This window comes from Mongoliitalea daihaiensis, from assembly GCF_021596945.1.
GTDB classification, from domain to species: Bacteria; Bacteroidota; Bacteroidia; order Cytophagales; family Cyclobacteriaceae; genus Mongoliitalea; species Mongoliitalea daihaiensis.
In genome coordinates this window covers 4,740,996-4,755,767 of the sequence record NZ_CP063779.1, presented here as the reverse complement: position 1 = coordinate 4,755,767, position 14,772 = coordinate 4,740,996, and the positions used below count along the sequence as shown (strand labels likewise).

The 14,772-nt window shown below is 39.8% G+C and carries 13 protein-coding genes; 4 read left to right on the top strand and 9 right to left on the bottom strand.

All coding sequences use genetic code 11. The annotated features are described in order from the left end of the window. Nucleotides 1-18 precede the first annotated feature (18 nt). The 4 genes from IPZ59_RS19965 to rsfS form a co-directional block, all read right to left on the bottom strand. Nucleotides 19-858 carry a hypothetical protein gene (locus tag IPZ59_RS19965; RefSeq protein ID WP_236137792.1) on the bottom strand — a complete coding sequence of 280 codons (840 nt, stop codon included), beginning with the start codon at nt 856-858 and terminating at the stop codon, nt 19-21. Then, nucleotides 855-1,616, bottom strand: coding sequence for a UDP-2,3-diacylglucosamine diphosphatase (locus IPZ59_RS19960; protein ID WP_236137791.1), 762 nt, complete (start codon nt 1,614-1,616; stop codon nt 855-857). Before IPZ59_RS19960 ends, IPZ59_RS19965 begins: the two co-directional genes overlap by 4 nt. A 231-nt stretch (nt 1,617-1,847) precedes the next feature. Further along, complete coding sequence (gene ftsH, locus IPZ59_RS19955; RefSeq protein WP_236137790.1) at nt 1,848-3,899, bottom strand: ATP-dependent zinc metalloprotease FtsH; 2,052 nt, start codon at nt 3,897-3,899, stop codon at nt 1,848-1,850. A gap of 52 nt (nt 3,900-3,951) precedes the next feature. Next, complete coding sequence (rsfS, locus tag IPZ59_RS19950) at nt 3,952-4,311, bottom strand: ribosome silencing factor (RefSeq protein ID WP_236137789.1); 360 nt, start codon at nt 4,309-4,311, stop codon at nt 3,952-3,954. An 88-nt stretch (nt 4,312-4,399) separates the two neighbouring features. Between rsfS and IPZ59_RS19945 the strand changes: the two genes are divergently transcribed. Both IPZ59_RS19945 and ahcY read left to right on the top strand, forming a co-directional pair. Further along, nucleotides 4,400-5,158, top strand: coding sequence for a biotin--[acetyl-CoA-carboxylase] ligase (locus IPZ59_RS19945; protein WP_236137788.1), 759 nt, complete (start codon nt 4,400-4,402; stop codon nt 5,156-5,158). A gap of 72 nt (nt 5,159-5,230) precedes the next feature. Further along, nucleotides 5,231-6,550 (top strand): adenosylhomocysteinase, encoded by a 1,320-nt coding sequence (gene ahcY, locus IPZ59_RS19940; RefSeq protein ID WP_236137787.1) that lies wholly within the window; start codon nt 5,231-5,233, stop codon nt 6,548-6,550. Between the two features lie 51 nt (nt 6,551-6,601). On the opposite strand, the gene IPZ59_RS19935 is transcribed toward ahcY, so the two are convergent. Continuing rightward, nucleotides 6,602-7,417, bottom strand: a complete 816-nt coding sequence (locus IPZ59_RS19935) for a hypothetical protein (protein ID WP_236137786.1) — start codon at nt 7,415-7,417, stop codon at nt 6,602-6,604. 129 nt (nt 7,418-7,546) lie between these two features. On the opposite strand from IPZ59_RS19935, the gene IPZ59_RS19930 reads away from it, so the two are divergent. After that, complete coding sequence (locus IPZ59_RS19930; protein WP_236137785.1) at nt 7,547-8,419, top strand: SDR family oxidoreductase; 873 nt, start codon at nt 7,547-7,549, stop codon at nt 8,417-8,419. A gap of 182 nt (nt 8,420-8,601) precedes the next feature. On the opposite strand, the gene IPZ59_RS19925 is transcribed toward IPZ59_RS19930, so the two are convergent. Next, a complete protein-coding gene (locus IPZ59_RS19925; protein WP_236137784.1) occupies nt 8,602-9,555 on the bottom strand; it encodes a sodium-dependent bicarbonate transport family permease in 954 nt (317 codons plus the stop codon). A gap of 139 nt (nt 9,556-9,694) precedes the next feature. On the opposite strand from IPZ59_RS19925, the gene IPZ59_RS19920 reads away from it, so the two are divergent. Continuing rightward, nucleotides 9,695-10,621 carry a LysR family transcriptional regulator gene (locus IPZ59_RS19920; RefSeq protein WP_236137783.1) on the top strand — a complete coding sequence of 309 codons (927 nt, stop codon included), beginning with the start codon at nt 9,695-9,697 and terminating at the stop codon, nt 10,619-10,621. Nucleotides 10,622-10,625: 4 nt separating this feature from the next. On the opposite strand, the gene IPZ59_RS19915 is transcribed toward IPZ59_RS19920, so the two are convergent. From IPZ59_RS19915 to IPZ59_RS19905, 3 genes are all read right to left on the bottom strand, one after another. Beyond that, a complete protein-coding gene (locus IPZ59_RS19915) occupies nt 10,626-12,026 on the bottom strand; it encodes an MBL fold metallo-hydrolase RNA specificity domain-containing protein (RefSeq protein ID WP_236137782.1) in 1,401 nt (466 codons plus the stop codon). 213 nt (nt 12,027-12,239) lie between these two features. Beyond that, nucleotides 12,240-14,147, bottom strand: a complete 1,908-nt coding sequence (locus tag IPZ59_RS19910; protein ID WP_236137781.1) for a PspC domain-containing protein — start codon at nt 14,145-14,147, stop codon at nt 12,240-12,242. Beyond that, nucleotides 14,144-14,476, bottom strand: a complete 333-nt coding sequence (locus tag IPZ59_RS19905; protein ID WP_236137780.1) for a PadR family transcriptional regulator — start codon at nt 14,474-14,476, stop codon at nt 14,144-14,146. Before IPZ59_RS19905 ends, IPZ59_RS19910 begins: the two co-directional genes overlap by 4 nt. Between the last annotated feature and the right edge of the window lie 296 nt (nt 14,477-14,772).

Genomic DNA, 14,772 nt, shown 5'->3' with positions numbered 1-14,772 from the left:
AACTAATATGGAGTGATTTTATTCCTCCAAAAGCCCCAAAGTTTTTTCAAGGTCGTAGATGCGGATCTGATTTTTACCGTAGAAAACGAGTGTACGAGGACCGATCATTACGGACATGTCCTGTACTTCTTTGGGAAGTGGGAAGCTTTGATTTTTACCGGATTGAAAGTCTAGGAGTTGTAGTTCACCATTGGAAATAAATACCAAATTGTTTTTCCAAAAGGATAATTTTTGTGTAAGCAGAAGTGGGTACTTGCGGATGAAATTACCTTGATTATCGAAAATAAAAATTCCTTCATCTTCAATGGTAAGAAATAAGAGGTTGCCATACTCCCGCATATCCGTCACATAGAGGAAGGATTCCCCTAAAATCAAGTTAAGCGGTTGATGCTGAATGATGCGATTTCTTCTGTAATCGAATTGTTTGAGGGAAAGATCACTTTCATCTAAGACCCATATGATGTTGTTATTTCCTAATGTGGCTACTTTGGCCAATGAAATTAAATGGTCTGGGATTCTATTTTCTGCGATGGGATTGATAAAGCGGTCCAGGATTCTGTATTCCTGTAGGTCTACGGAAAAAGTAAAAATGTTAACAGTCCAGAAGGCTTCAAGGCTGGATATTCTTGCTTGGCGGGGAGGAGAGAAGTTATTGATCCAAGTAGTTTGATCTACTTGGTATTGATACAGATTCCCCTCTAGATCTACAGCGAAAATAAAGCCCTGATTATCCAAGGATATCAAATCTAAGCGTGGTACTTGAATCACCGTCAAAGGTTCTCCAAACGCTTGCTGCGCATTTGCCTTGAAAGGAAATATGCAACAAAGCAGGAGCAAGATCGGCGCGAAGATTTTCAAAAGTTGAAGGTTTTTAATTCAAATTTTTCACCATCAAACTCACCATAGGTAAACTGACTGACCCACTCCCCTAGGTTGATGTAGGTTCCCGTCTTTCCAACTGGAAGCTCCAGCGGGAGATGCCTGTGTCCAAATACAAAATAATCTAGCGGGTTTGAGGCATATACTTGTTTGGCGTATTGCCAAAGCCATTCATTTTCTCCTTTGAAGTCATTGTCATTTTTAGCCATGCTACTTGCTCGGCTGTTGGAACTCCAATTGAGGGCGATTTTAACACCAATATCTGGATGCAACCATTTAAATAGCCACTTGCAAGCGGGATTTGTAAACACTTTTTTCAAAAGTTTATAGGTTTGATCACCTGGCCCCAAACCATCTCCATGGCCGATCAAAAAGCGTTTGCTACCAATTTCAACTTCTATAGGTTGATGATGTACGGGGATTCCCAACTCATGGATAAAGTAATCCTTCATCCAAAGGTCATGATTGCCTGTAAAGAAACAAACGGGAATATTTTTATCTCTTAAGTCCGCAATTTTTCCAAGGAATCGAATAAAGCCTTTCGGTACAACGGTATCGTATTCAAACCAAAAATCGAAGATATCTCCTACCAAAAAGATAGCAGCTGCCTCGTCTTCGATTTCATTTAACCAACGAATTATTTTGGCTTCTCTCCTTTTGCTGGCTTCTTTGTTAGGTGCTCCGAGGTGAAAATCGGATGCAAAAAATACTTTTTTATGGCTAAGGTTTATTTTCATGAATTCAAACGATGCTTCAAATATACACAAACATGCTTTTGAAATAAAAATGATTCATATGATAGATGGATTTATTTGTAGGGGAGGGGTTTTTGGACTGGATTTGGCTAAACAGAGCGTTGTTTGAATCAAACTTATATACACATTATGCATCGTTTGGTATAAAATTTCTCAAAAAAGAAAGGCCGATTTTTAAAATCGGCCTTTCTTTTATTTTATTTGATGATTCTTTTACTTCGATTCCTCTTCGTTTACAGGCGCAGTTGGATTTTCTGTAACCTCTGGAGAAGCGGCCTCTTTGGCAGCAGCTTCATCTGCTTCTTTGGCATCCATTTTTTTGGTAAATGCCTCATAGGTAGTCTCCTTTTCAAACGGGCGCTTGCCTATCAATTTTTCCAAATCTGTTTGGAATAAGATTTCTTTTTCGAGCAATTCCTTGGCTAACGTTTCCAATTCAGCACGCTTGCTTCCTAAAAGCTCTTTGGTGCGTTCATAAGCCGCCGCAATGAGTTTACGTACTTCGGAGTCAATAGTCTCAGCAGTAGTTTCCGAATATGGTTTGGTCATGCGGTAGTCTGTAGACTTGCTATCGTAAAAAGATACGTTACCAATGATGTCGTTCATACCATATACAGATACCATGGAATAAGCCATTTTTGTCACTCGTTCCAAATCACTCAAAGCACCTGTTGAGATTTTCCCAAATACGATTTCTTCTGCGGCTCTTCCACCCAAAGTCATACACATCTCATCCAATAGCTGCTCTGTTTGGTACAAGAACTGCTCCTTAGGTAAATATTGTGCATATCCCAAGGCTGCAACCCCTCTAGGTACAATACTTACTTTGACCAATGGATCTGCATGCTCTAAAAACCAGCCTGCAACAGCGTGACCTGCTTCATGGTATGCCACGATTTTCTTTTCCTCTGGAGAGATGATTTTATTTTTCTTCTCCAATCCTCCAATGACCCTATCCACAGCGTCTTGGAAGTCTTGCATATCTACTTCTGTCTTATTTCTTCTCGCAGCAATGAGCGCTGCTTCATTACATACGTTTGCAATTTCTGCGCCCGCAAAACCTGGTGTTTGAGCGGATAATTTTTTAGCATCGATATCTGAACCTACTTTAATTGGTTGCAAGTGAACTTTAAAAATAGCTTCTCTGCCCACGATATCTGGTTTGTCTATACTGATTTGTCTATCAAATCTACCCGGCCTCAACAACGCAGAATCTAAGACATCCGGTCTGTTGGTAGCTGCTAACACGATGACACCAGTATCGGTACCAAATCCATCCATCTCCACTAGTAGGGAGTTCAATGTATTTTCACGTTCGTCATTGGAACCAGGCATTTGTCCTTTACCTCTAGAGCGACCAATTGCATCAATCTCATCGATAAATATGATACAAGGAGCCTTTTCTTTAGCTTGCTTAAACAAGTCACGTACCCTTGCAGCACCTACCCCAACAAACATTTCGACAAAGTCAGAACCTGATAAAGTAAAGAAAGGTACGCCTGCCTCTCCCGCTACAGCTTTTGCAAGCAAGGTTTTACCTGTGCCTGGAGGTCCTACCAATAAAGCACCTTTAGGGATTTTACCACCCAGTTTGGTGAATTTTGAAGGGTTCTTCAGAAATTCGACAATCTCTTGGATTTCTTCTTTTGCTTCATCCAAACCTGCCACATTGTCAAAGGTAATCTTGACTTTGTTTTCGGCATCAAAAAGCTGTGCTTTAGATTTCCCCACATTGAAAATCTGCCCACCTGGACCGCTTGGCCCGGCCATTCTTCGCATCATCAACCAGAAGAAGACGAATAAAAGAATCAAGAAACCAAAGCTAGAAAACCAGTTAGACCAATTTTGTTCATTGCGCACGCTATATCCTATGCGTTGATCCTCTGGCATCTTACTTTCAAGTTCTTCAAAATCTGAAGCAAACTTTTCAGCAGTGGGTACCTCTATGGAGTAATGAGGTCCAGCGGGATTGAAAAAGGGACTGCTTGTCTCTAATTCAGTGCTGTATTTTTGATTTTGCAAAGCAGACTCCCGAAGAGAAATATCTACCCTATTTTCATTTCTAATGATCATGACCTTGGCCACATCATTGGCAAGGTACATTTCCTCAAATCTGCTTTTCGTTATATTGACGACGGTGCTTCGTTGATTTATAAACGTGATTCCAATCAACACAATCACTGCCGTGATGATCAGCCAAAGCTGAAGATTAGGCTTTTGTGGTGTTTTTGGTACAAAACTTTTATTTTTATTATTTTCGCTCATGCTGCTGTAATTTGTGCAAACTTTTGATAAAACGATTTTGGCTGGTTAAAGTTTATGAAAAAGATTTTTCAATACGTGTGATTGTGGCATCTCCCCATAGCTCTTCCAAACCGTAATAGTCCCTTTTGTCTTTCAAAAAAACATGGGCTACTACATTTACATAGTCAATTAAGATCCATTGACGGTTACTTTTTCCTTCTGAAACTGCAGGTTTTTCACGATTGCTTTTATATACAAATTCTTCGATGGACTCTGCTATGGCCTCCAGTTGTGTGTCTGAATTTCCAGAGCAAATTACAAAAAAGTCCGTGAATGCATTTTTAACTCCCCTTAAGTCCATCAATACAATGTTGTGGGCTTTTTTTTCTTCCATTCCCTGAATAATTACTTTGCTCAGCGCTTCTGCTGTCATATTTTAAAGATTAACTTTGTGGTTTGATTTGGTATCATAAAAACCAAGGTCTAAATATCTTGAATACTCTACAATTTAACTATTATAAATGCATAAAATCCTTGCCAATACTGTTTTTTTGGGGAAAGAAATTATTTATCTGACAGAGTGTCACTCTACCAACGATTTTGCTCAGCAATTATTGAAAAATAACGAGGCGGGAGAGGGGGTGATCGTTTTTACAGATAAACAGACTAAAGGAAAAGGGCAACGTGGGAATCGATGGTGGTCGGAGCCCGGCATGAACTTGACTTTTTCCTTGGTATTGGAACCTAAGTTCTTGAAGGCAGGCCAACAGTTTGATTTGAATATCGTCATTTGCCTTTCAATTTTAGAGCTGCTACAGGCTTTTGATCCCGAGTTTGTTGTGAAGTGGCCCAATGATGTACTGCATAAGAAATACGGTAAAATAGCCGGTGTGCTGATTGAAAATACCTTGCAAAGCCAGTGGATAGAGTCTTCTGTAGTGGGAATCGGTCTCAATGTCAATCAAAACATGAATGCTTTTCCGGGCGCATTATCCCTGTGCCGTCTTACACAAAAGACGCATGATATCTGGGAGGTAATGGAAAAGCTTGTGCAACGCATTGAGTGGAATTATATTCGTTTGAAGCGAGGTGAAATACGAATGTTGAAAAATAGTTATCTTAAAAATTTATTGAACTATCAGCAGAGACAACTGTTTTCAGATGGAGATGTATTTGAAGGGGTGATCACAGGTGTTACTGAAGATGGTAAATTGTTGGTAAACAAGAAAGGTGAGATTCAATCTTATGGATTCAAGGAAATACAGTACCTAGGTTTATAACTTTTCATTCCCAATAAAAATACTTAATTTTGCATTTTAGTTTGAAAATCAATTCATTAATAATTCAATAATATGTCTGAAATAAAATCTGACAAGTTTATCCAGTACAAAGTGAAAGACATTTCACTGGCTGAGTGGGGTAGAAAAGAAATCACATTGGCAGAAGCAGAAATGCCTGGTTTGATGGCTTTACGTGAGGAATATGGTGCATCGCAGCCATTGAAGGGTGCTAGAATAGCAGGGTGTTTGCACATGACTATTCAAACCGCCGTGTTGATTGAGACATTGGTAGCCTTAGGTGCTGAGGTAACTTGGTCTTCTTGTAATATTTTTTCTACACAAGATCATGCAGCAGCAGCAATTGCAGCAGCAGGAATTTCTGTTTATGCATGGAAAGGTATGACAGCAGAAGAGTTTGATTGGTGTATCGAGCAAACCATTTTCTTTGGAGAAGATCGTCAGCCTTTGAATATGATTTTGGATGATGGAGGTGATTTGACCAATATGGTTTTGGATAATTACCCTGAGTTAGTTGCCGGGATCAAAGGACTTTCTGAAGAAACCACAACCGGTGTTCACAGATTGTACGAGCGTATGAAAAATGGTACACTTCCAATGCCAGCCATAAATGTCAATGACTCAGTAACAAAGTCAAAATTTGACAACAAATATGGTTGTAAAGAGTCATTGGTAGATGCTATTCGAAGAGCTACGGATGTCATGATGGCAGGTAAAGTAGCGGTAGTTGCAGGGTATGGTGATGTTGGTAAAGGTTCTGCCGCTTCCCTAAGAGGCGCAGGTGCTCGTGTGATTGTGACCGAAATTGATCCAATTTGTGCATTGCAGGCCGCTATGGATGGATTTGCCGTGAAGAAAATGGTGGATGCAGTTAAAGAGGCAGATATCGTAGTAACCGCAACTGGAAATAAAGACATCATTTCTGAAGTTCACTTCCGTGCAATGAAAGACAAAGCGATCGTATGTAATATAGGACACTTTGACAATGAAATCGATATGGCCTGGTTGAACAAAAACTACGGACACACCAAAGATGTGATCAAGCCACAGGTAGATTTATATGAAATCGATGGTAAGCAAATCATCGTATTGGCAGAAGGTAGATTGGTAAATCTTGGTTGTGCTACTGGTCACCCGTCTTTTGTGATGTCCAATAGCTTTACTAATCAGACTTTGGCACAGTTGGAATTATGGTTGAATACAGACAAGTACGAGCCAGGAGTTTATGTCTTGCCAAAGCATTTAGATGAAAAAGTGGCAGCTCTTCACCTATCTAAGTTAGGTGTAGAATTGGATATCTTGTCCAACGATCAGGCAGCTTACATCGGTGTGACGCCGGAAGGTCCGTTCAAACCGGAGTATTATAGGTATTAATAATGCCCACCAAAAAAAGCCTTGAATAAACATTCAAGGCTTTTTTTTTGCTTAGAGTTTGAAGGAAAGACTCCGGCCATCGGAAAGGGATAGATTTGCATTTGTCTCACAGTTGCTTGATAGAGAGAAAGTCAGTGTGTGTTGGACAGCATTTTTGTTTTGACCTCTAGAAATGCTCCATCGTTCGACGCCTTGCTGTGCTAGGAGATTGCCTTGAAGGAGGCAGGTAGTAAGGTATTGACGGGGAGATGTCTGTTGCATAGTGAATTCTCGTCCGGCAATATTGATCCCCGATAGTTGCCCAGTGCTTGTAAAACCAATGAGCTGTCTGTTTGACAGTTGCAACTGATGTGAAAAGTTGCCTGAAATTCGTGTGGTGGATCCTCGTGGATTGGTCATTCTAAGATTTGTAAAACTTTCTTGAATACTGGCAGGACTTCCATTTCTCACTACAGTAAAACTACGATCTCCATCCAGATGGATACCTTTGATAGAATAATCATCATAGATCAGCGTTCGGATCGATTCTGTTGAGGTGTTTCTACTAAAGTTTATGAGGATTGATCCATTTCTTTCCAGTTTTTGACTGTCGCAGGCAGGGTTAGCTTGAAATGTTAAGCGAACTTGACTACTGTCGTTATCAACTGACAAAATAGGGCAGCCTGGTAAAGAGATACTATCTCTCTCTGCTATTCTATAATCGTCTAAACTTAACAAGCCAAAGTACAAGCTTTCTTCAAAAGCTAGTGATATGTTAAATACCTCTGTTCCTTCTACCTGTAAATCAGTGCTTAAGGTTCTCTCGGTTTCGGAGTCACAAGCCAAGCAAAAAAGAGCAACAAATGCAAGAGTGATAAACTTTTTCATACATACTGAAATAATTGTAAAACTAGGTTCTTTTAAGAGAATTTGAAAATTGGAAAAAAAGTATGCATGCATACTTTTTTTTGTATTGCTATTTCTCTATCTTCAACGGAGAAATAACCTACAAAAGATATGACACACACAGAAGGAATGCTCAAAGAAGGAGCATTAAAAGGCAAAAGTATACTTATCACGGGAGGTGGTACGGGTTTAGGTAAATCCATGGCAATTTATTTTTCCAAACTTGGTGCCAATCTCGTCATTACCAGCCGGAAGTTGGATGTGTTACAAGAAACAGCGAAGGAAATTGAGCAACTCACAGGTGGGAAAGTAGCACCGATTGCATGTGATGTGCGGGAAATTTCTCAAGTGGAGTCCATGTTTGATGAAGCGGATGCTATTTTTGGTCGCATAGATGTGGTCTTGAATAATGCTGCAGGAAATTTTATCAGCCCTACTGAAAGGCTTTCTTCAAATGCGTTTAGTACAGTGATTGATATTGTATTAAAAGGAACATCCAATGTTACTTTGACAGCAGGAAAGCGATGGATTGCAGCAAAACAACCTGGGGTTTTTTTGAATATTGTGACAACCTATGCTTGGACAGGTTCAGGCTATGTAGTACCATCAGCAGCAGCTAAAGCGGGGGTATTAGCCATGACGCGTTCTTTGGCGGTAGAGTGGGCTAAGTATGGAATCCGTAGCAATGCCATTGCACCGGGTCCATTTCCTACCGAAGGAGCTTGGAGTAGGCTATTGCCTGGAGATTTGGTAAAGAAATTTGATCCAGCTAAAAAAGTACCGGTGGGTAGAGTAGGAGACCATCAGGAATTAGCAAATTTAGCTGCATACTTAGTGTCGGATTTTTCGGCTTATGTCAACGGTGAGGTAGTGACGATAGATGGAGGAGAATGGCTAATGGGAGCGGGTGAATTTAATAATTTGGATATGATACCTCAAGAAATGTGGGATATGTTGGAGGCATCTCGCGGAAAAAAGGGATGAGCCCCAAACTCCTTTGGGGCTATTTGAAAGCCAAATGGAAAATCAGGAATTTATAAAAAAAGAGGCTGCTCGAGTTTGAGCAGCCTTTCTCTCGCGCTGACGTGTCTATTGAAAGTCGCCAACCTCAATACCTATAAAGACAGAAGAAACATTGGGGGGATCCAACAAGGGTTGAATGTAGATCAAAGACTTGCCACCCAATAATAGAGCGGTAGCCCTATGGTAATATTTAAAGGGAAGGTTACTGCTAAGGCCATGGGGAGGAAAATACCAGGGTTTGCTTTGGGGACTGCGATTTTCATGGCTGCTGGGACTGCAATGTAAGAGGCTGAGGCAGCTAAAATAGCAAACATAAATCGATCGCCTGTACTTGAGGTGACGAGCTGACTCACATAAGCGACGATGATACCATTGATCAAAGGTACGATCAATGCAAAAAAGGTAGTAAACCTACCAGATGCAATGAAGTCTTTAAGTTTTTTACCACTGGTTATTCCCATGTCTAATAGGAAGATAGCAAGGAATCCTTTGAATATGTCGGTTGTAAAAGGCTTGATGCCCTCCGCTTCTTGATCACTAGCCAAAAAGCCAATTACTAAACTTCCGAGGATCAATAAAACAGAGCCATTTGTAAAAGCGTGGCCGGCCACATGCTTTAGCTTGGTTTGACTTCCCTCTCCATATTTCCTAATGAGTAATACCCCCAAGATAATAGCAGGAGCCTCCATCAAGGCCATTATAGCTACCATATAACCGCTAAATACCTGTTGCTGTATTTCCAAAAATGATACAGCTGTGACGAACGTCACTGCGGATACCGATCCATAAGCTGCTGCAATTGCCCCAGCGTTTTCGATGCTAAACCTCTTCTTAAGGATAAAAAACGTATATAGAGGAATTACTAAGGCTGTGACTATACCAAATAAAACAGCCCATATGATGGACATACTAAATTCACTATGGGCAAGTTCTTGACCTCCTTTAAAGCCGATTGAAAACAAAAGATATAATGAAATAAACTTAGAGGAGTTGGCGGGAATTTCTAAATCACTTTTCACCCTGACAGCAATGATTCCTAAAACAAAAAATAGAAATGCAGGGTTGGTGAAATTGTCAATGAGTAACTGTAAATTCATAGGTTAATGGTTTTTGATACTGAACTCCATTTGAGAGATTTTCGTAAAACATAATGTTTCAGGAAACCTTTCGCAAATTAACCATGTATAATACATATATTTTTATTAATCTATTGAATATTTAACATAAAATTTCCTTATGAACTATACCTTGCATCAGTTACAGATTTTTATGAAAGTCGTGCAGCGAGAGAGCATTACCAAGGCAGCGGAGGATCTTCATCTTTCTCAGCCTGCTGTTTCTGTGCAGTTAAAAAATTTTCAGGATCAATTTGAAATACCACTTACAGAGGTGGTCGGTAGAAAATTATATGTGACGGATTTTGGGAAGGAAATAGCAGAATATGCCCAAAAAATCCTGGAACAGATTGATGTAATTCAATCTAGAACAGCTATTTACAAAGGTAGGTTGGCTGGGAAGTTGAAAATTTCGGTAGTTTCTACGGGTAAGTATGTAATTCCTTACTTTTTATCAGAATTTCTGAAAAGAAACCCTGACGTAGAGCTCAAACTGGATGTGACAAATAAGGCAATGGTGCTAAACAGTTTGGATGATAATGAGATAGATTTTGCTTTGGTGTCTATTTTACCGGAGGCATTACAGGTAGAGCGAATACCCTTGATGGAGAATAATTTATATTTGATCGCTGGCAAAAATTTTCAATTAGGATCGGGAAGTATCGAACCTGATATGCTAGAGAAAATGGTCTTGATTTTCAGAGAGCAAGGATCGGGGACTAGGCTTGTCATGGAACGCTTTTTAAAGGATAATGATATTTATGTACAACGCAAATTAGAATTGACATCTAATGAAGCAGTCAAGCAAGCTGTATTGGCAGGATTGGGTTGTTCGGTGATGCCTTTGATTGGAATAAAAAACGAGCTTAGAAGTGGAGAATTGAAAATAATACCAATTAAAGGTCTGCCAATCGTCACAAATTGGCATTTGATTCATTTGAAAAACAAACGATTTTCACCTGTGGCTCACGCTTTCTTGGACTTTATTGTCAACAATAAAGAGGAAATTATCAATGAGCATTTCCAGTGGTACAGACATTTTAAGTAATTCTTTAAATTCCGTCAAATAACTCAAAGCTTTCCAAGTATTCCGGCACGATACTGTTCCAACCTAAATCCTCTTGTAGGCGTTTGGCGAGTTCTTCTGAGGCATCCGCCTCTCCATGAACGAGGAATGTTATTTTGGGCTTACTTACAAAACCCTCACACCATGCGAGCAGTTCTTCCTGATCAGCATGGGCAGAGAGCCCGTCAATGTAGTAGATAGCTGCTTTGACGGGTACATCTATTCCGTACATTCGGCAGGTGGTGTCTCCTTCCAATAGCTTTCTTCCCCTAGTTCCCGCTGCTTGATAGCCTACAAAAATGAAACTATCCTGTTCATTGGGTAACCTATTATAAAGATGATGCACTATTCTGCCTCCAGTAGCCATGCCACTCGCTGAGATGATGATGGCATCTCCACGAAGTTGGTTGAGGGAAATAGAGGATTCTTGGGAGCTGTAATAATGGAGCAGCTTGTGATTAAATGGATTGGCACTAGACTCGTCAATCAATGCTCCTACACGATGGTAACCTGTAAATTCCTTGTAAAGTTTGGTGACGTCAATAGCCATCGGACTATCTATGTAGATAGGAATGGAAGGGATTTTTTTCTTTTGAAGCAGGTAATCTAGATAGTAAAGAACCAGTTGCGTACGGCCTACAGCAAAGGCTGGTATAGTTGCAACACCACCCTTTTGATAAGTTTCTCTAATTGCTTTGCCTAATTCCTCTTCGGGGCGATGATTCTTTTGTATTCTATTGCCATAAGTAGACTCCAAAATCAGCACGTCAGCAAAAGGGATTCTACTCGGAGGATTGAATAGAGGATCTTGAAATCTGCCTAAGTCCCCCGAGAAAACAATTTTCTTTTCTTGGTTTTTTCCCTGAACGGTCAATTTGATGATGGATGCGCCTAAAATATGGCCTGCCGGGAAAAATGTCACATGGATATTTGGAAAAATTTCAATCTTGTTTTCCATTTCCACGCCATTTAATAACGAGAATACACGTTCCACATCCTCAATTTGGTAGAGAGGCTCTGGTTTTTCATGCTTGGAGTAACCTTTTTTTTGCGCGAAATTAGCTTCCTCTTGTTGTAACTTTCCAGAGTCTAGCAAGAGTATTTTGGTCAAATCCAAGGTAGGATTGGTACAATAAATAGGGCCACGAAAGCCTTCTTTCACAAATTTTGGAAGGTATCCAGTATGATCAATATGTGCATGGGTAAGAATAACAGCGTCGATTTCTGATGGAGCTATGGGGAAAGTATCCCAGTTTCGTAATCTTAACTCCTTAAGCCCTTGGAATAAGCCGCAATCAATTAAGATTTTCAGATGATCGATTTCCAATAAATACCGAGAACCAGTGACTGTCTTGGCTCCCCCCAAAAATTTGATTCTTACTTTCATGATCTGGGTTTACTTGTTTAGCTAATGTACCTTAAAAATTCGGGAAGGACTATTAAAAAACAAGAAAAATCTAGCAGTTTTCGGATCCTTAGTTGAGACATCAGAATGTACCTTGATACGAGTTAAAAAGAAGAAAATCCACAAGACACAAAGCGGGTTGTTTTTTCCCTGAGGTCTTGTGGATAGTTGACTTCCTTACTTGATTAGCTGAGGTTAATCAAGCTGTATAAATGGATACTGTTTTTTGAAGTTGGCAACCGAAATACTATCTGTGGAATGAAGTCTCCCATTGCTGTTACAAGTTAGGCACAAGAGTCCCCTTTCATTAAATACGAAGTAATTATCGTCAGAAAGATCCCTGATTTTATAGCCGTTTTGATAAAGAGTATTGCGGATGATGGGCGTAAGGGAGGGATGCATGATAAAGGCCCTTTCATAAGGCACTTCCAAAGTCATCCGTAGTTTTTGTGCTCTAAATTGCCGTAAGTTACTCAGGTTCCAATGTGTAGGAAAGGTAATGGTGGAGTCTTGCACAAGGTATTCGTATTGTATAGCCTTGGCATTCAATGTAGCATCCTCGATATTTTTCCCTCGACCTTTATATTCCATAATTAAGGAAACATCATTTTGAGATCCCCCCTTAATTTGCAAGGTAACGGATTCCAGTATTGCATTCTTTTCAAACTCATCGTTTCCTTTCAAAACAAGGATTTTTCCAGTGGGATCAATGACGGAGGATTCTTGATGCGTTATTTCTGTACTGAAGTTTTTAAGCACTTTTGGGAGTTGAAAAACACTCACTCCAAGAGATATGATCCATAAACCAAGCAGAATAAGCCCATATTTTGAACTGATGATATTTCGCTTGACAAAAACAGATATAGCTAACAAAAGAATGATGATACCAGGAATTGCAATTAAGGCAGCTACCGCAACAGCTAACCAAGCAGGAATCATTTCTATGATCCATTCTATGGGTACATCGACACTGCCTGTATTCAACATGGCTTCTGGTAAAATGGCAAAGTACACGCCTAATAAGCTCACAGGAGTGATGATAAACGCCAAGCCGAGTAGGAAAACAAAGGTTCCAAAGAGTATGCGGAAGATAGCTAAAATAAACAGGCCGATAGGTCCAAGTGCTGTTCCCAAATTATTAATGAGCTTACCAAGCACTCTGAATGGTGCCAGTAGGACTTTTTTACCAGGGCTTTCCTCTTCCGCATGGCCAATATTCATATTTTCTTTAATGGTGTAATCAATATTATCCAGAGTGATGGCTCCACCCTTCATTTGAATTCGCTCTGTGATCGAACTTGCTTGAGGAGTGATGATCCATAAAATAATGTAAATGACTAGGCCTGACCCACCAGCAAAGATTAAAGCGACAAAAATCAATCTAGCCCAAATCACTTCAATACCAAAATATGCAGCTACTCCTGAAGCAACTCCTCCGAGTGTTCTGTCATCAGGATTTCTGTATAGTTTTTTGATATTTTTATCCTCAGGTTCATCATAAGATGCGGGAAGCATTACCCACATGACAATGTAAGCCAAAAGAGCCCAAATACCGATTGAAAAACCAATTTTCATGTTCCATGGCATAAAATCCCAATCTGGATTAAAATTGAGCTTACCACTAAAAAGCAATAAAATCGCAATCAATCGAATCCAAAGGGCATCAATGGCAAGGTAATGAGCAATTCCTGCACAAACGCCACCTAAGATTTTTCTATTTTCTAGACGTGTAAGTTTTTTATATCCTTTCGTATTACTGTTAGGAGGAGTGATGTATTTATAAAAGTCCTGCTCTTCCTGACCTTCATTGTGGCTAAAGTCTGCTTTTACATCAGACTCGGCTGCTTTGAAATCGGCGATTGTCCCCATTTTTTCAATCAAAGCATTGATGTTTTCTTCTGTGATTACCTGTTTGTTATTTTTCAGGTTAGATAAAAAGATTTCTGCAATGCGGTTTTCTATATCGGCAATGATTTCTTGGTTGTCACTATATGTAGAAAAGTATTTATTGATGGAGTCTAAGTACTTTTTGAGTGTGCTATAACCGTCCTCTTCTATATGAAAGAGAATGCCGCTAATGTTGATGCTGATGGTCTTTTTCATGATGTTGGTTGTTTGGAGGTGATCATTTGGACAGAATTTACCAGTCCAAGCCAAGTTTGTTCAAGTTGGGCTATTGCAACTAATCCTTCCGCTGATAGCGTGTAATACTTTTTGGTAGGACCAGAGTCGAGGTTTTCAGAGCGGACGAGGACCAAATTCGCTTTTCTGAATCGATACATCAGTGGGTATAAGGTACCTTCTGCTGAGATTAATTCTGCTTCCTTTAATTCTTCGAGCATGTCTGAGAGGTAGACTTCTCCTCTGGATATGATCTTCAAGATGCAGAGCTCCAGAATTCTCCTGCGTAGTTGGGTGCTTATAGTGTTCATATCGTTGGTTTATTTTTCATTCCAGGGCAGCATGTATGGTTTTGTGTACATTTGCTGAAGGTATTTAGAGAAAAATTGTACCAGAGTATTTCCTTTGATCATGTTCATCTATAGCAATCACTTTTTATGCCTTTCTCAGGTGGGAATTTTCTTCCAAATTAGCTCAATTTTCAGCATTTACCTAAATATAGTATGACACCCACGAGGGGGATAATTTTTTTTAAAAAATGCCAAGTCCATTTTTTAAAATTGCCAAAAAGATAAAATTGGACAGTTTAGTGACCGTTTTCGGGCAT